Here is a 15385-nt window from a genome sequence, read left to right as displayed (position 1 = left end):
TGGGGCATCATAACGCAGGCAGCCGTTGGGCGTCATGGCCTGCGCGGTATGCCGTGTGACGTGTATACTTGTTGCGTTTCTGGAGGCGGCTAGGCCGCTTTTTTCTGCATAGACCAAGAGATTGTGTTCACGATGATCGATCAGCTGTTCGAATTCGTAATGAACCACCCCCTACTTGTCGGGGCGTTTTTGCTGGTATTAATAGCATGGGTGGCGTACGAAGCGCGCAGCGCCGCCACGCATGCTGTGACCTCTACCCAGGCGACTCAGCTTATTAACCGTGAAGACGCGGTGGTGCTGGATATCCGTGAAAGCAAAGACTTTAAAGCAGGACATATTGCAGGTGCACGCAATATTCCTCAAAGCAACCTCGACAGCCGCATGAATGAACTGGAGAAAGTGAAAAGCCAGCCGATCATCGTGGTATGTAAGCATGGCCAGAGCTCTGGTGCTGCCCAGGCAAAACTTGCTAAGGCAGGTTTTGAACGTGTCAATAAGTTAAGAGGTGGCATGGTGCAGTGGCAGGCCGATGGTCTTCCGGTGGTAAAAAAGTAATTAAGTAGCAAGTATTTAACCGTGCGCTGTCGCGCAATTTTTTAGCAGATGAACAATTAGGAGTATCCCAATGGCGGAAGATAACAACACCCCGCAGGCAGGCGCCGCAGAAGGCGAAAAGCCTCAGCTGAAGTTCTCTTTACAGCGTATCTATGTGAAAGATATTTCCTTTGAAGCGCCGAACTCACCTTCCGTATTCAAGCAGGCATTTAAGCCTAAGGTGAATCTGGATCTGAACACCACTAGCCAGAAAATAGCCGACGACCAGTACGAAGTGGTTGTAAAGGTGACTGCCCAGGTTAACGATAGCGAAACTGGCACTACGTCGTTCCTTGCAGAAGTAGAGCAAGCTGGCCTGTTCCGTATTTCTGGAATTGAAGGGGCTCAGCTGGAACAAACTCTGGGTGCGTTCTGCCCCAACTTGCTGTTCCCTTATGCCCGTGAGTGCGTTGACAACCTGGTCAACCGTGGTGGTTTCCCGCCGCTAATGCTGGCGCCGGTGAATTTTGAAGCCATGTACGCTCAGCGCAAGCAGCGTGAAGCGCAGCAGGCTCAGCAAGCAGCCGAGAATACTCACTAAGTATGCATGCTGCTGACTGGGTTGCCTTACACGGCAAAATGCCCCGCCTTTATGTGCCCGCTGAGTTTGCAGTGGGCGCAACCATCACTCTGCCTGACGGCCCGGCGCGGCATGTGACGCGAGTGCTACGGTTGGGCGAAAGTGCACCGCTGATGCTGTTTGATGGCAACGGCCAAGAGGCTGGCGTGCGCTTAGCCGATGTTGGTCGCAAGCAAACGACAGTGATCATCGAGGCTGTCTGGCCGGGTAGTGGCGAATCGCCGTTAGCGGTGCACCTTGGCCAAGCGATCTCGAAAGGCGACCGGATGGATTATGCCATTCAAAAAGCCGTTGAGCTTGGCGTTGCAGCGATTACCCCGCTCTACACAGAGCGGGGCGATGTACGTCTCAAGGGCGATCGTGAAGAAAAAAAACTGGCTCACTGGCAGGCGGTTGCGGCGAGTGCTTGTGAACAGAGTGGGCGAGCGGTTGTCCCCCCCGTCTATCCACCAAAAGCGCTGGATGATTGGCTGGCCGAGCGGCAAGAGCCGTTACGCTTGATGCTTCACCTAGCGACTGGCAATGTATTTTCGCAACAGCCATGCCCTGCTGCAGTAGCACTCTTAATCGGCCCAGAGGGTGGCTTAAGTGCTGCGGATATTAATGCGGCCACTGCCAGTGGCTTTACACCGCTGACGCTCGGCCCAAGAGTATTGCGTACTGAAACGGCGCCTGTTGTTGCGTTAACGCTGCTACAGCACCACTTTGGTGATGTGTAAGTACTCACTTTTCAGCGCTCACTTCTCTGTACCCACTTGTAAGAGCTCATCTTTAAATATTTATTCTTAAGGGCCTATTCTTAAGGAATATTTTAGGGGCTTATTTTTTAGCGGTACGCGTAAGTGAGTGCTTACTAGCTGGCTGATGCCCTGCTGAGTGGTGTCGGTCGCTGTTTATGCGCTGTCGAATTTACGTATACCGGCTGCGCTTTGCCTTGCGTGCGCAAGGCACCATAATGAAGGTCTACTTTCTGTAAGGACGGTACCTATGGTCCGTGAGTCTCACTCTTCTCCCCGTTCCGCAAGCGACGCCGCTGCTCAGCTGGGTGACGTAGCCTATTTGACCGTGACGGCGGTCAATAGCACAGGGGCGTTTCTGCAATGGGGACAGCCCAAAGATGTACTGCTGCCTTATAGCGAGCAGCGCTTTCGCCCCGATCCCGGTAAGCGGGTACTGGTAATGCTGTATAGCGATGACCAAGGGCGGCCTGTGGCTACCATGCGCCTGGATCGTTTTTTGACAGACGATGCTTGGGCGCTGGAAAAAGGTGATGAAGTGGCTGTGGTGGTAGCTGACCGTACTGACCTTGGGATGAAGGTAGTGGTTAACCACCGTTATTGGGGATTAATCTATCAAGATGATATTACCCAGCCGCTGCGCCGCGGGCAGTCGCTGAAAGGTTATGTAAAGCAACGCCGCGAAGATGGTCGTGTCGATATTTGCCTGCTCCCCCCGGGTGTGGCTCGCTTAGATGTAGTGGGTGATAAAGTATTGCAGGCGCTACGTGAAAGTGGTGGTTATCTAGCGTTGGGTGATAAAAGCTCCGCGCATGATATTAAGACGCGATTAGGTGTTAGCAAGAGTGCTTACAAGCAGGCCATTGGGCGACTTTATAAGCAGCAGTTAATTACCCTAGAGCCTGGTGCTATCCGGCTTGTACCGGGGGCGTTAACGGGCGGGCAAGACGAGTAGTCCCTAGCGACGGTTGGAGCTGTGCAGGCAGTGCGGCATACTGCTTACCTTTTGTTCATGTATGGATGTTACCCCGATGAGCCAATCAACGTTGCATCTCGGTGTGGTGATGGATCCCATCAGCGACATCGCTTACAAGAAAGATACCACCATGGCCATGCTGTGGGCGGCGCAAGAGCGCGGCTACACACTGCATTATATGGAGCAAGAAGATCTTTTCTTGAACGCAGGACAGGCTTATGCACGTATGCGCCCATTAACGGTGCATCGCGATCCTAACCATTGGTACGACCTCGGTGAAGCGGCTCAGCGCCCACTGGTGGAGTTGGATATTGTGCTAATGCGCAAAGACCCGCCTGTCGATGCCGACTTTATCAATGCGGTCCATCTGCTGGGGTTTGCCGAGCGGGAAGGCGTTCTGGTAGTTAATCCAACCGCTGCGTTGTTGCAGTGTAATGAAAAATTATTTGCCCAGCAGTTTCCCCAGTGCTGTGCGCCCACCATTGTCGCCAGTCGTGATGACGTCCTGCGTGCTTTCCACGCGGAGCATGGTGATGTGATTTTCAAACCCCTTGATGGCATGGGCGGTACAGGGATTTTTCATATCGGCCCTGATGGCCGCAACATTGGCGCGGTTATTGAGCAATTAACCCTGCGTGGCCAGCGGCAAATTATGGCGCAACGCTACCTAGCCGAAATCAAAGATGGCGACACGCGCATCTTATTGGTTGACGGTGAACCCGTGCCCTATGGGCTGGCGCGTATTCCCTCGGCGGGTGAAACTCGGGGTAACCTCGCCGCTGGCGGGCGCGGTGTCAGCCGTGAGTTGACTGAGCGTGACCACTGGTTGATTCAGCAGGTGCAGCCCATGATTCGTGAAAAAGGGCTGATGTTTGTTGGTTTAGATGTGATTGGTGACTACATCACTGAAATTAACGTCACCAGTCCTACCTGTGTACGTGAAATTGATGATCAGCGCGGCACGGACATTGCCGGAATGCTGCTGGATGCTATTGAGCGTCGTCTTAACTAACCGATGCCGTTGAACGTTCTATTCGCCTAATAACGCGAGGCTCGCTGAGTATTCAGCGAGCCGTAGGAGACGCATGCAAAGCTTTAAGCATCATTTTTTGATGGCTATGCCTCACTTGGATGACCCTAATTTTGCCGGTAGCCTGATCTACCTTTGCGACCATGATCACAATGGTTGTATGGGAGTCATCGCCAATCGTCCACTTGAAATCACTCTCGATGCCCTCTTTGAACAGCTGTCGCTGGGAGGCGATGATAGCCCGCACCGTAATGCGCCGGTCTATTATGGCGGCCCTATGCATAAGGACCGTGGCTTCATTTTGCATATCGGTGATAGCCAGGAGTGGGACTCCAGTGTCCAGGTAGAAGACGGTATTGCGCTGACCACCTCGATGGATATTCTTCAGGCGCTTGCCGATGACACAGGCCCCGAGGACTTTCTGGTGTGTCTAGGCTGTGCTGGCTGGGACGTTGGGCAATTAGAAGACGAGCTAAAAGAGAATGCGTGGTTGACGGTCGAAGGCCAAGGCAACGTACTGTTTAACACCCCTCCCGCTGAGCGTCTAACCGCTGCCGCTGGCATTCTGGGCGTTGATCTGAACCTGATGACCCGCGACGCGGGCCATGCATGATGGTTGAGTTTTATGGCTGATCGTGGGCAACGGCTAATACTCGCATTTGATTTTGGTACTCGGCGTATTGGCGTCGCGGTAGGGAATGAGTTGCTTAATAGCGCACGCGAGCTAACGCCGCTAACCGCTCGAGACGGCATTCCTGACTGGAATGTTGTTACACGGTTAGTAGAAGAGTGGCAGCCTGACTTGTTTGTAGTTGGCTTGCCGCTGAATATGGATGGGACTGAGTCTGCGATGAGCGCGCGGTCACGCAAGTTCGGTAATCGCCTGCACGGGCGCTATGGCAAGCCCTGTGAAATGGTTGACGAGCGTGGCTCTACTCGCGAAGCGAAGCAGATCGCTCATGCGGCAGGCCATCGTGGTAACTATCGAGAAGAAAGTGTCGATGGCATCGCTGCTGTGCTTATTCTAGAAGGTTGGTTTGCCCACCAAGAAGGACTTCCTGGTGGGCGGATCGCTCATTAAACCTGATGTAATGACTTAACGGTCTAGAGTGCCGGTTTGAGATGGCACAAACCAGCGCACGGGTCTCAGGTCTTTCTCAATCAGCTCATCTACCTTTAATAGCGTGGCAAAAATGGCCATCCGCATGGGTATCCCGTTGTCAGTTTGGCGGAAAATCGCCAAACGCGGGTCACCGTTAAGATTCACGTTTAGGTCATTGGCGCCAGGGCGGCTATCTCGGGGTAGTGGGTGCATGACAATCGTACTTTGGCTGCAGCGCTGATCCAGAAAGTCGCGATTAACCATAAAGTCGTCGGAAAGCCCCTGAAAGCTCTCGTTCATTTCATCGGTAAAACGCTCTTTCTGGATGCGTGTGGTGTAAACCACGTCCAGATCTGAGAAGTCGCTGGCCAGTGAGTCACGTTGTTCGACGCGGTGCCCGCGAGACGTCACAAGGTCAATCAGCGCAGTCGGCATTTCCAGGCCTGGTGGAGATACCAAGGTAATGCGCAGCGGATCATAGAGAGACAGTAGCTTGATCAGCGAATGCACGGTGCGGCCATATTTCAAATCACCGGTCAGCAGAATATGTGCGCCACTGAGTGATTTACCTAATCGCTGAAACTCTTTATCAATCGTATAGAGATCAAGCAGTGCTTGGCTTGGGTGTTCACCTGGGCCATCCCCACCGTTAATTACCGGCACATTGGTGGCGGCGGCGAACTCTGCTACCGATCCTTGATCAGGATGGCGCATTACAATCGCATCGCAATAGCCACTCATCACTCGACTAGTATCGTAAAGCGATTCACCCTTGGCCATAGAAGAGAAAGTAAAACCGGTGGTGTCACACACACTTCCCCCCAGACGGCAAAACGCAGCATTAAAGCTCACGCGTGTGCGTGTACTCGCTTCAAAGAACAAATTACCAAGCACAGCACCTTCCAGCACCCGAGTAACGTGGCGACGGCTGGCAATAGGTTCCATACGCGCTGCAACGCGTAGCAGGTGGTCAACGCTTTCGCGCTGTAATGAATCGACAGTTAATAGATGCTGGCTCATCACGGACCTCAGAATGGGGGTGGGCGTTGGGGGCTATAAAGCTGGTATAAGTGTAACCGCCAATGGAGTGCCGTCGAAGCGCTTTCAATTAGCAAACGGCCTGCCTTAAAACTTTTTCGCACTTATCTATAAATAGCCCTTGCCAAAACGGCAGCGAATCCGTAAAGTACGCATCCGCTGCCGGGGACGCACAGCGTTACCAGCGGTGATTGAAGGTGAAAACCTTCGGTTTGTCAGAGGGTTAGAAGAACTCAGCAGCAACATGCTTCGATGTCTTCCAACGCTTTTTGAAACGAGCCACGCCAGAAAGCAACGTTATCTCGCTTTCTTCGCTCACTCGCTTCACTCACTTAAAACAGTGATTGACAAACACCAGGAAATGCGTAGAATACGCCTTCCTCGCTGAGGCAAGCCAGTTCATCGGTTAGCCAGTTACTTCTTCGGAAGTTCAGCAGCGAAAACAGCTCTTTAACAATTTGATCAGGTAATTCATGTGGGCGCTTGCCGATGAGGGTGATAAATCACCAAATATCAAGGCAAGCGGTCATGAAAACGAAAGTTTGAATGAATTCGTTTGAACCTTGAGCCAAGTTTGATGCGCTTTTGTTGTTCGTAAACATTATGTTTTCGGGTGACGAGTAAGCATCACAATGATTTTAAACTGAAGAGTTTGATCATGGCTCAGATTGAACGCTGGCGGCAGGCCTAACACATGCAAGTCGAGCGGTAACAGGGGTAGCTTGCTACCCGCTGACGGCCTCCTGAAGGGCCCAGCGAGACCAGCTGGTTGATAGGCACGGTGTGGAAGCGCTGCAAGGCGTTGAGCTAACGTGTACTAATGGCCCGTGAGGCTTGACCCTATAACACCCAAGGGGTCTGGTCGTAGTGATAATGAAAACCGGATACGCGCTTCCTGTCAGTGACAGGAAACGAGAGACGCCACAAAACACGTCAGCATGATATGCATTACAAGTTACGCCTGACGACCATAGCACGCGTGAACCACCTGATCCCATGCCGAACTCAGAAGTGAAACCGCTTAGCGCCGATGGTAGTGTGGGGTCTCCCCATGCGAGAGTAGGTCATCGTCAGGCACTTATTTAACAAAGAACCCAGCCAACCGGCTGGGTTTTTTGTTTGCGCGGAAGAAAATCAATTAGAGATGTTCCCAAGTCTCCGCACCGTCATTCCCGAGCCACCGCACTGTCATTCCCGAGTGGGGTTATCGGGAATCCACCTTGACCTGTAGCAGCCCGAAACCCCAAGTCAACATGGATTCCCGCTAAGGGCCTGCGGGAATGACGAGGGTGGCGGGCTGGGTAGCGTCATCGTCAGGCACTTATTAAGAAAAAATCCCTCAGGGCTTATGCCTTGGGGGATTTTTTTTGCCTGATATTTACCATTCTATCGGCTTGCCAGCCCAATCCCAGAAGCTGCCAGTATCTTCGGGGGTGCGTTTAGACATTACTTCCAATAGCTGTTCAGCGACGAAATCAGGCGTAAATAGCTTTTCGCTGGGAACGCGGGCTTGGAAAGGTTTCGAAAGCGCTGTATCTGTAGTGCCCGGGTGTAGGCACAGCACAATAGATTGTTTATTAAGCCGCGTTAGTTCGATGGAAAGTGTCTTCATCAGCATGTTGTGCGCTGCTTTACTGGCCCGATAGCTGTACCAGCCGCCATGCCCGTTATCGCCAATGGAGCCAACGCGCGCCGACAAGCTGGCGATAAGAGCCGGATGCTTGCCTTGCAGCGATGATTTAAGTGCGGCAATCAGTAGGGCGGGCGTGGCGGCATTCACATGCATAACATGGGCGAATGATGCTTCATCTAACTGCTCTAAGCGTTTCTCAGGTTGCACATTACGCGCATCATCATGCAGCGTGCCAAGAGCATTGAACAACAGATGTACCGGGCGACCGTTTAACTGTTGGCAAAGAGCCTCACGCCCTGATTGTGTGGTGATATCGACGTTTACCATCTCAACGGATGCGTCTTGAAAAGATGGGTCTTGAGAAGCAAGAGGTGAACGACTTACGGCAACGACATTACCCACATGGGTATCGGTAAGCAGCTGCTTAATAATAGCGTTACCTATGCCGCCATTGGCACCGGTGACGACAGCGGTAAAGTTGTCTGGAAGATGGGCAAGCATCCGTTCGGCTCCAATTATGAATATTAATATTCACATTGAAGCTGCTTGTACAGTTTTTGTCTATGATTGTGTGGAAGTGCTGGTCAAGAAGTACTGGACAATAAGTGCTAGGCAGACGCGTTAAAGCGACCTGGTTGGGCATTATTGCGCCCATTTGGTTTGTAGAGGGTTTTTTCAGCAATTTGGCGGATGTAATCCAGCATTTCCTGGTTATGCTTCATTCTAAGCGATAGCATTTGCCCGGTTAATTCGTTCATGCGTGATACACGCTCGCTTTTTTCGAGCAAGCTTTCCCAGGTAATTAAACAGCCCGCATCGTTAGCTGCTTGCTTGGCGCCAAGCGCACCGTCTGCATAGCCAAGCTTTGCCTGCACGTTTCGGCGCAATTGCTCTATGCGCTCCAGCTCAGCTAACAGCGCCTGTTTTTTCAGGGCTATAGCAGAGAGCGCATCTCCGTCAATGCTGCCTTTAGTAAGCTGTGCTTGTTCATCTGAGAGCAGCAGTACTAATTCATCAAGGCGTTGTAATTGATCTGAGAGCAGTCGTGAAAGACCCATAATCGTTCGCTTATAAATCTTTTAAATTGGCAATTAAGCCGTCAGCAATGCGATCCGCACGAATCTCTAGCTTCCCTTCACGAATAGCTTCGCGAATTTCCTCAACTTTTGCCGTATCGATATCGTGTGAGCTATCCGTATGCGTTTGGCTGAGTTGCGTTGCTGAGCGTGTCGCGCTGTCTGCTTCGGCTGGCTTATTGCCCGCTATTTTCTGTGCTTCATCACGCTGCTGCGCCTGATTAGAACGTAGCAACGGATTAATGTTATCGATTTTCACGTTGTTTGCCTCATCGTCAACGTTGGTGCGGCATGCGCTGTATTACCTACTATCGGCCTGGGTAGTAAGGACTTTAGGCATTAGATTAAAAATCTATCACCAATGTTCCTTGGCCAATGACGCGTGCGGTGACTAACTCCCGCGTATCAAAGCGCACACGAATACGCTCGCCTTGTGCACCATCAGACAAGGCCTCTCCTTCGCGTGACACTCGAAAACCAGCGCCCTCTGCTATGACAGTGACGCGCTGCCCTCGTTTCACCACTTGAGGCGCTTGAAGATAGTGGGACTGGAAAGTACTGCCGCTTCGAATAGGACGCTGCGCGACCATACCGATAATATCGTCTTGGTCGGTAAGTGCTTGGGCGGCGAGATCCCCAAGATTGCCTTCTCGTGATGTCAGCATATCACTCGTGATGAGCGTGCCCCTATCAATATCCTGCCCAGCCACGGCGTAACTACCGATGATATCAATTTGCGCTTGGATATACCGCACTTGACGACGATTTTCGCCACAGCGCACGCCGACCGAAATGCGCCCGATAGGGGATTGATTAGCATTCGGGAAAAAGGGTTCGGGTGCAATGCACTCAGGTAAATGTGCAGAAGGAGGTGAGATATCAATCATCACTTCCTGCCCAAGCGATTGAGATTCTTGATAAAGGAACTGCTGAACGGTATCCATCAGCAGTTGGTTATTGGCATGCGCGTGAAATGAAAAGCCAAGGCTGAGCAGTGAGAGGCAAAGTATTTGCTTAAGAGTTGCCAGATAGGATCGCGTTGGGCGCAGCGGGTGTGGCATGGGAGAGTCGCTCAATCGAAGGGAAGCAGATGGTAATCATCAACCGTGCAGTGTAGTGCAAAAGTACCCTGTGCATCATATGAAATGCTGGTGTAAACGGCAGCTGTTCCATGCTTTAGGCTGACGATGCGAAGCCTATTATTCATCATCAATAATATCCGTTTTAATTTGCCTCTCAGCGAACGAGGATTGGCATGATTGATCAGCTTGAATCTGCCTTTAACTATCACCAGCAGGCACTGGGCTTGCGTCAAGCGCGTCACGACGTGCTAGCAGCCAATATTGCCAATGCCGATACGCCTAACTATAAAGCGCGCGATCTCGACTTTGCCAGTGAGTTAAAGAAGGCTGTTGCGGGCAGTCAGACACAGCAGCAGCAAAATGGCGCGCTGCCGCTCGCACGAACCTCAGAACGTCATCTGCAAGGTGAAGGCCCTGCATGGCGTGGTGTAGGCAGTGCCGAGCTGCTTTATCGCATTCCCGATCAGCCCAGCTTGGATGGCAACACGGTCGATATGGATCGTGAGCGGACACAGTTTGCAGACAATGCTGTTCGTTACCAAGCCGCACTAACCATCATGAATCGCCGCATTCAGGGCCTGAAAAACGCGATGCAGCCGGAATAACCGAGCGGTAGGAGAAAGTAATTTATGTCGATGTTTTCAGCCTTTGATATCGCTAGCTCTGCTATGAGCGCCCAGGCGCAGCGTATGAATGTTACCGCTAGCAATATGGCCAATGCCGACAGCATTGCAGGCCCTGATGGAGAGACCTATCGGGCCAAACAAGTGATGTTTGAAACCCAAGCGCACAATAATCGATATGGCGTCGGTGGCGTACGTGTCACCGACGTAGTTGAAGATGACGCTCCGCTACGCCTGGAATATATGCCTAGCCATCCTGCTGCGGATGAAGAAGGCTATGTCGCCAAGCCCAATGTTGAACCTGTGCATGAAATGGTCAACATGATCTCGGCGTCGCGTTCCTATCAGGCCAACGTAGAAGTGTTCAATACAACGAAGCAGATGATGGTGCAGACGCTATCACTGGGTGAGGGGTAATGATGAGCACAATCGACCCGGCAACACTTTCGGCGATTAATGGCGGCGGCAGTGGTTCCCAGTTAAAGCAGAGCGCATCAGATGAGTTGCGTAGCAGTTTTCTAACCCTGCTGATTACTCAGCTACAGAATCAAGATCCGCTGAATCCGATGGAAAATGCGGAAATGACCTCCCAGATTGCACAGATTAATACGGTCAGTGGGATTGAGCAGCTGAACACCACTTTGCAAAGCATTACTAGCCAAATGGATGCCAACCAAGCACTGCAAGCAAGTGGCTTGATTGGCCAAGGCGTGATGGTGCCTGGCAACAAGGTCATGCTAGAGCAAGATAGTGAAGGAAAACTTTATACGACACCCTTTGGTATTGAGCTTGCTAAACCTGCCGATCAGCTTACCGCGGTGATTGTTGGCCAAGGTGGCGAAGTGATCAGACGCTATAACTTGGGTGCGGTAGAAGCTGGTGTGCAGTCTTTCCAGTGGGACGGTAAAAACGAGCAGGGCGAAGCCGCTGCCAGTGGCCGTTACACGGTTCAGCTAGAGGCTAAAGATGCTGAAGGTGAAGCACTAGACTCAACCGCATTGAACTATGCGGTTGTTAATAGTGTGACTCCTAACGATGGCAGCGGAAATATTCAGCTGGATTTAGGGGCTGTTTACGGACAGGTTCAGTTGAATCAAATCAAACAGATTCTTTAAGCAACGTGTAAGTAAAACAACATTTTTACCGCAAGAACGTCTTAATGAAAAAGACGTTTTGATGAGGAACGTATTATGTCATTTACAACGGCAGTGGCTGGGCTTAACGCACAATCAGAGAAGCTAAACTCTGCGGGTAACAATATCGCTAACTCGCAAACCGTCGGCTACAAGAGCTCTGACGTGCTGTTCTCTGATGTATTTGCGGCCTCTCGGGGCATTGGTGTGCAGGTATCAGATGTACGCCAGGACTTCACCCAAGGCACTATCGAGAGCACCGGGCGTAAGCTGGATTTGGCGATTTCCGGTGAGGGCTTTTACCGCCTAGAGCGCTCCACTGGAGAAGTCGGTTATTCGCGTAACGGTGAGTTCGGCATTACCGCTACCGGCGATATTGTTAATGCCCAGGGTGACCGTTTGATGGGTTACGGCATGGACCGCGGTGTCACCCAAGACACCGATGACCAGCAGGCGTTCCCGTTCTCAAACGTATTGGTGGGCGGTGACCCTCAGGCATTAAATGTGCCGGTTGACGATATTCCAGCTAAAGCCACCACCGAAGTAAATGCACTATTAAACCTGGATGCCACGACGGCTACAGGTGAAGATTTAAACTCAGTTGAGTTGACTGCTGCGCCAGAAGGAAGAGAAGTTAATTTCCATTTTTCCAATAATTTCACGGCCTACGATTCGCTAGGGAATGCTACTAATGTAGCGACATACTTTGAGCGTGGCGCTGGGAATCAGTGGAACGTCACCATTGTGACGGCTGACCAGAATGGCGCCACTGATATCAGGGGCACTTTTAATCTAAGTTTTACAGAAAGCGGTAGATTGCAAACCAATGCACAGGGAGTTGTTACGGGAATTAGTGGTGGAGCCAACGGGGCGAACGTAGTGACCGCCCCGGCAACTGGCGAAACGCGCGTCACTATTGAAGGTATCCCCGGCGGCGTTCAGGCAGAACCTCTTGATATCCAGCTTAAGTTCGACGGTACCACGCAGTTTGCCGCTGACTCGTTGCAAAAAGAACTTAACCAGGATGGCTACACCTCAGGTGCATTGGCCGGTATTACCGTTACTGAGGCAGGCGTTATTCAGCGTAACTTTACCAACGGTGAAACCCGTGCTGCTGGCCAAATTGCGCTAGCCAGCTTCCGGAATGAAGAAGGTCTTCAGCCGCTGGGCAACAACTTGTGGGCGGCGACGAATGCCTCTGGGTTGGCAAACCTTGGGGCGCCGGGAACTGGTCGTCTGGGGCAGATCCAAGCGGAAGCAGTAGAAGCGTCTAACGTCAACTTGGCCAGTGAGCTGGTAGATACCATTGTGGCGCAGCGCTCTTACCAGGCGAACTCCAACACCATCAGCACCCAGGACGAGCTCCTGCAGACCATTATTAACCTGTAGTCAGTCGTGATAATGGCGTGATACTGCGCTAAGGAGTCAGTTGTGGATCGTATGCTATACACCGCCATGAGCGGCGCCAAACACACGATGGACCAGCAGGCAGTGATTAGCAATAACCTGTCGAATGTGTCTACTGCAGGCTTTCGCGCGCAGTTGCAAGCTGCGCGTTCAGTTCCGGTAGAGGGCGCTGGGCTACTCGACACGCGGGTATCGGCGGTGACGACCACCCCTGGCACCGATTTTTCGCAGGGCCCTATTGAACGCACGGGTCGCACCCTCGATATCGCGATGCAGGATGATGCCTGGATGGCGGTGCTCGGCGAAGACGGCACTGAGGCGTATACCCGGCGAGGCGATCTGCAACTGGACAGTGATGGTGTACTGCTTAGTGTTGGGCGTCCGGTCATGGGAGAGGGTGGCCCTATTGCCTTGCCCCAAGGTGCGCAGATATCCATTGGTGCGGACGGTACCATCAGCGCGATCCCCCAAGGTGAGGGGCCTGCAGCGCTGGTCGATGTCGGCCGCATCAAGCTAGTCACGCCCGATGAGCAGGCATTAATGCGCGGTGACGACGGGCTGTTTCGTGGACCATTGAATGAGGAAGGCGTTGCCGCCGTGCTTCCCGGTGATGAGGATGCCCGAATTGTCAGTGGTGCCCTAGAGGGCAGTAACGTCAGCGCTGTAGATGCCATGGTGTCTATGATTGATGTTGCCCGCCGTTACGACATGCAAATGAAAATGCTCAGCACGGCGGACGAAAACGCTCAGCGCGCTAACAGCATTTTATCTATTCAGGGCTGATAGCAGCCACTCAGCCAAGAGAGCACGCTTATGATTAAGTCGTTGTGGACAGCCAAGACGGGGCTAGAGTCTCAGCAAACCAAGCTAGACGTGATTTCCAATAACCTAGCGAACGTAAGCACAAACGGGTTTAAACGTTCCCGCCCTGTGTTTGAAGATCTGCTCTATCAAAATATGCGCCAGCCCGGTGCGCAAAATAATATTCAGGATCGCCTGCCTTCTGGTATGCAAATAGGTACCGGTGTGCGTGCGGTGGCGACTGAACGCCTGCATACCCAAGGTGGCCTCGAAGAAACCAGTAACTCCCGCGATCTGGCGATCAATGGAGAAGGCTTTTTTCAAGTGTTACTGCCTGATGGCACCGTTGGCTACACCCGCGACGGCAGTTTTCAGCTCAATGAAAATGGTCAAATGGTGACTGCTAATGGTTATCCATTAGAGCCGGCTATTTTTATTCCTGCTAACGCCTTGTCGGTCACGATTGGTGAAGATGGTACGGTCAGTGTGCGCCAACCAGGTATCGCCCAAGATGCTGATATTGGTCAGATCAACGTAGCGTCGTTTATTAATCCGGCAGGCCTGGAGAGCGTTGGCGGCAACTTGTACTTGGAAACAGGTGCTTCTGGTGCACCCAACCAAAATGTTCCCGGTAATAATGGTGCTGGCAGGTTATTCCAAGGCTATGTAGAAACCTCAAACGTCAATGTGGTTGAGGAAATGGTCAATATGATCCAAACCCAACGCGCCTACGAAATTAATAGTAAGGCGGTATCGACCAGCGACGAAATGTTAGCGCGTTTGAGTCAGCTCTAACGTTATTGATGAATAGGGCTTACTAAATAGGGCTTACTAACAGGTCGCATTATGTTGGATTTACACGCTGCTTCACGTCGTTTTTTGTTAGTTGGCCTTGCGCTGTTTCTTTTATTTGCGGCGGGTTGCGCGCAAATTCCGCGGGCCTCGGTGGTCGGTGAACAAGAGCAGATTAACATTGTGGACCGGCCGCCGCCGATCGCTAATGGCTCCATTTATCAAGCGCGCCGTGGTTATCAGCCGCTGTTTGAAGATCGCCGTCCGCGTTCTATTGGCGATATTTTGACCATTGTGCTCGATGAAGAGGTGAGTGCTAGCAAAAATGCCCGATCCAATGCAGATCGTTCGGGGAGTGCCAGCCTAGAGCTTGCGCAGTTGCCTGACGTGCTGGATACATTGGCCGAGTATGGTTTCGATGTGTCGGGGGAGAGTGACTTTGCGGGTGGCGGCGGCTCCCAGGCCAATAATACCTTCACGGGTACCATCACCGTATCGGTATTAGAAGTGATGAATAACGGCAACTTGCGGGTACGCGGTGAAAAGCAGATTGCGATTAACCAGGGAACAGAGTTCATTCGTTTCTCTGGGGTGGTTAACCCACGCACAATTACCGCGCAAAACACCGTGCCTTCAACCCAAGTGGCAGACGCAAGAATTGAGTATGTCGGCGATGGCTATATCAATGAAGCGCAGCACATGGGCTGGTTACAGCGCTTTTTCTTAAATGTATCGCCGTTTTAAGCCAGTTACTCGGCCCGCTAACAGAGACCTATCATGG

General features: G+C 52.0%; 19 protein-coding genes, 1 rRNA gene and 1 other annotated feature. Of the genes, 15 read left to right on the top strand and 5 right to left on the bottom strand.

Annotation, left to right across the window (positions count from 1 at the left end):
* Positions 1 to 132: 132 nt before the first annotated feature.
* The 7 genes from CEK60_RS17615 (at position 133) to ruvX (ending at position 4998) form a co-directional block, all read left to right on the top strand.
* Positions 133 to 555: a rhodanese-like domain-containing protein gene (locus CEK60_RS17615; protein ID WP_089040097.1), complete on the top strand. Its 423-nt coding sequence runs from the start codon at positions 133 to 135 to the stop codon at positions 553 to 555.
* Between the two features lie 70 nt (positions 556 to 625).
* Positions 626 to 1135 carry a protein-export chaperone SecB gene (gene secB / locus CEK60_RS17610; RefSeq protein ID WP_009102012.1) on the top strand — a complete coding sequence of 170 codons (510 nt, stop codon included), beginning with the start codon at positions 626 to 628 and terminating at the stop codon, positions 1133 to 1135.
* 2 nt (positions 1136 to 1137) lie between these two features.
* Entirely contained in the window at positions 1138 to 1893 is a 756-nt protein-coding gene (locus tag CEK60_RS17605) for a 16S rRNA (uracil(1498)-N(3))-methyltransferase (protein WP_089040096.1), read from the top strand.
* Between the two features lie 268 nt (positions 1894 to 2161).
* A complete protein-coding gene (locus CEK60_RS17600; protein WP_089040095.1) occupies positions 2162 to 2866 on the top strand; it encodes a CvfB family protein in 705 nt (234 codons plus the stop codon).
* 76 nt (positions 2867 to 2942) lie between these two features.
* Positions 2943 to 3899 carry a glutathione synthase gene (gene gshB / locus CEK60_RS17595; protein WP_089040094.1) on the top strand — a complete coding sequence of 319 codons (957 nt, stop codon included), beginning with the start codon at positions 2943 to 2945 and terminating at the stop codon, positions 3897 to 3899.
* A gap of 73 nt (positions 3900 to 3972) precedes the next feature.
* Entirely contained in the window at positions 3973 to 4530 is a 558-nt protein-coding gene (locus tag CEK60_RS17590) for a YqgE/AlgH family protein (RefSeq protein ID WP_089040093.1), read from the top strand.
* A 12-nt stretch (positions 4531 to 4542) separates the two neighbouring features.
* A complete protein-coding gene (gene ruvX, locus CEK60_RS17585) occupies positions 4543 to 4998 on the top strand; it encodes a Holliday junction resolvase RuvX (RefSeq protein ID WP_038480028.1) in 456 nt (151 codons plus the stop codon).
* 15 nt (positions 4999 to 5013) lie between these two features.
* On the opposite strand, the gene pyrB is transcribed toward ruvX, so the two are convergent.
* The gene (pyrB, locus tag CEK60_RS17580) at positions 5014 to 6039 is read right to left on the bottom strand and encodes an aspartate carbamoyltransferase (protein ID WP_083000221.1); all 1026 of its coding nucleotides are present in this window, start codon (positions 6037 to 6039) and stop codon (positions 5014 to 5016) included.
* Between the two features lie 762 nt (positions 6040 to 6801).
* Positions 6802 to 6886, top strand: a sequence feature (23S ribosomal RNA rRNA prediction is too short).
* A gap of 131 nt (positions 6887 to 7017) precedes the next feature.
* On the opposite strand from pyrB, the gene rrf reads away from it, so the two are divergent.
* Positions 7018 to 7133, top strand: a 5S ribosomal RNA gene (gene rrf / locus CEK60_RS17575).
* A 302-nt stretch (positions 7134 to 7435) separates the two neighbouring features.
* On the opposite strand, the gene CEK60_RS17570 is transcribed toward rrf, so the two are convergent.
* From CEK60_RS17570 to flgA, 4 genes are all read right to left on the bottom strand, one after another.
* A complete protein-coding gene (locus CEK60_RS17570) occupies positions 7436 to 8191 on the bottom strand; it encodes an SDR family NAD(P)-dependent oxidoreductase (RefSeq protein ID WP_089040092.1) in 756 nt (251 codons plus the stop codon).
* Positions 8192 to 8298: 107 nt separating this feature from the next.
* Positions 8299 to 8748, bottom strand: a complete 450-nt coding sequence (locus CEK60_RS17565) for a flagella synthesis protein FlgN (RefSeq protein ID WP_089040091.1) — start codon at positions 8746 to 8748, stop codon at positions 8299 to 8301.
* Between the two features lie 10 nt (positions 8749 to 8758).
* Positions 8759 to 9025: a flagellar biosynthesis anti-sigma factor FlgM gene (gene flgM, locus CEK60_RS17560; RefSeq protein ID WP_089040090.1), complete on the bottom strand. Its 267-nt coding sequence runs from the start codon at positions 9023 to 9025 to the stop codon at positions 8759 to 8761.
* Between the two features lie 85 nt (positions 9026 to 9110).
* A complete protein-coding gene (gene flgA / locus CEK60_RS17555) occupies positions 9111 to 9827 on the bottom strand; it encodes a flagellar basal body P-ring formation chaperone FlgA (RefSeq protein ID WP_083000285.1) in 717 nt (238 codons plus the stop codon).
* A 194-nt stretch (positions 9828 to 10021) separates the two neighbouring features.
* Between flgA and flgB the strand changes: the two genes are divergently transcribed.
* The 7 genes from flgB (at position 10022) to CEK60_RS17520 (ending at position 15348) form a co-directional block, all read left to right on the top strand.
* Complete coding sequence (flgB, locus tag CEK60_RS17550) at positions 10022 to 10453, top strand: flagellar basal body rod protein FlgB (protein WP_089040089.1); 432 nt, start codon at positions 10022 to 10024, stop codon at positions 10451 to 10453.
* Between the two features lie 24 nt (positions 10454 to 10477).
* Positions 10478 to 10888: a flagellar basal body rod protein FlgC gene (gene flgC / locus CEK60_RS17545; RefSeq protein ID WP_089040088.1), complete on the top strand. Its 411-nt coding sequence runs from the start codon at positions 10478 to 10480 to the stop codon at positions 10886 to 10888.
* A complete protein-coding gene (locus tag CEK60_RS17540) occupies positions 10888 to 11586 on the top strand; it encodes a flagellar hook assembly protein FlgD (protein WP_232471397.1) in 699 nt (232 codons plus the stop codon). Before flgC ends, CEK60_RS17540 begins: the two co-directional genes overlap by 1 nt.
* Positions 11587 to 11661: 75 nt before the next feature.
* Positions 11662 to 12993, top strand: a complete 1332-nt coding sequence (locus CEK60_RS17535) for a flagellar hook protein FlgE (protein ID WP_089040086.1) — start codon at positions 11662 to 11664, stop codon at positions 12991 to 12993.
* A gap of 42 nt (positions 12994 to 13035) precedes the next feature.
* Positions 13036 to 13794, top strand: coding sequence for a flagellar basal body rod protein FlgF (locus CEK60_RS17530; RefSeq protein ID WP_089040085.1), 759 nt, complete (start codon positions 13036 to 13038; stop codon positions 13792 to 13794).
* 30 nt (positions 13795 to 13824) lie between these two features.
* Positions 13825 to 14607, top strand: a complete 783-nt coding sequence (gene flgG, locus CEK60_RS17525; RefSeq protein WP_089040084.1) for a flagellar basal-body rod protein FlgG — start codon at positions 13825 to 13827, stop codon at positions 14605 to 14607.
* Between the two features lie 51 nt (positions 14608 to 14658).
* The gene (locus tag CEK60_RS17520; RefSeq protein ID WP_089040083.1) at positions 14659 to 15348 is read left to right on the top strand and encodes a flagellar basal body L-ring protein FlgH; all 690 of its coding nucleotides are present in this window, start codon (positions 14659 to 14661) and stop codon (positions 15346 to 15348) included.
* Positions 15349 to 15385: the final 37 nt, after the last annotated feature.

The sequence above is a fragment of the Halomonas sp. N3-2A genome, from assembly GCF_002216165.1.
Lineage (GTDB): Bacteria > Pseudomonadota > Gammaproteobacteria > Pseudomonadales > Halomonadaceae > Vreelandella.
Note: the sequence above shows the minus strand (reverse complement) of the source record. Positions and strands in the feature narration are given on the sequence as shown.

Excerpts from the sequence above, each read along its gene's own strand:
- CEK60_RS17615 (WP_089040097.1), top strand. The coding sequence starts at position 133 with ATGATCGATCAGCTGTTCGAATTCGTAATGAACCACCCCCTACTTGTC.
- secB (WP_009102012.1), top strand. The coding sequence starts at position 626 with ATGGCGGAAGATAACAACACCCCGCAGGCAGGCGCCGCAGAAGGCGAA.
- CEK60_RS17605 (WP_089040096.1), top strand. The coding sequence starts at position 1,138 with ATGCATGCTGCTGACTGGGTTGCCTTACACGGCAAAATGCCCCGCCTT.
- CEK60_RS17600 (WP_089040095.1), top strand. The coding sequence starts at position 2,162 with ATGGTCCGTGAGTCTCACTCTTCTCCCCGTTCCGCAAGCGACGCCGCT.
- gshB (WP_089040094.1), top strand. The coding sequence starts at position 2,943 with ATGAGCCAATCAACGTTGCATCTCGGTGTGGTGATGGATCCCATCAGC.
- CEK60_RS17590 (WP_089040093.1), top strand. The coding sequence starts at position 3,973 with ATGCAAAGCTTTAAGCATCATTTTTTGATGGCTATGCCTCACTTGGAT.
- ruvX (WP_038480028.1), top strand. The coding sequence starts at position 4,543 with ATGGCTGATCGTGGGCAACGGCTAATACTCGCATTTGATTTTGGTACT.
- pyrB (WP_083000221.1), bottom strand. The coding sequence starts at position 6,039 with ATGAGCCAGCATCTATTAACTGTCGATTCATTACAGCGCGAAAGCGTT.
- CEK60_RS17570 (WP_089040092.1), bottom strand. The coding sequence starts at position 8,191 with ATGCTTGCCCATCTTCCAGACAACTTTACCGCTGTCGTCACCGGTGCC.
- CEK60_RS17565 (WP_089040091.1), bottom strand. The coding sequence starts at position 8,748 with ATGGGTCTTTCACGACTGCTCTCAGATCAATTACAACGCCTTGATGAA.
- flgA (WP_083000285.1), bottom strand. The coding sequence starts at position 9,827 with ATGCCACACCCGCTGCGCCCAACGCGATCCTATCTGGCAACTCTTAAG.
- flgB (WP_089040089.1), top strand. The coding sequence starts at position 10,022 with ATGATTGATCAGCTTGAATCTGCCTTTAACTATCACCAGCAGGCACTG.
- flgC (WP_089040088.1), top strand. The coding sequence starts at position 10,478 with ATGTCGATGTTTTCAGCCTTTGATATCGCTAGCTCTGCTATGAGCGCC.
- CEK60_RS17540 (WP_232471397.1), top strand. The coding sequence starts at position 10,888 with ATGATGAGCACAATCGACCCGGCAACACTTTCGGCGATTAATGGCGGC.
- CEK60_RS17535 (WP_089040086.1), top strand. The coding sequence starts at position 11,662 with ATGTCATTTACAACGGCAGTGGCTGGGCTTAACGCACAATCAGAGAAG.
- flgG (WP_089040084.1), top strand. The coding sequence starts at position 13,825 with ATGATTAAGTCGTTGTGGACAGCCAAGACGGGGCTAGAGTCTCAGCAA.
- CEK60_RS17520 (WP_089040083.1), top strand. The coding sequence starts at position 14,659 with ATGTTGGATTTACACGCTGCTTCACGTCGTTTTTTGTTAGTTGGCCTT.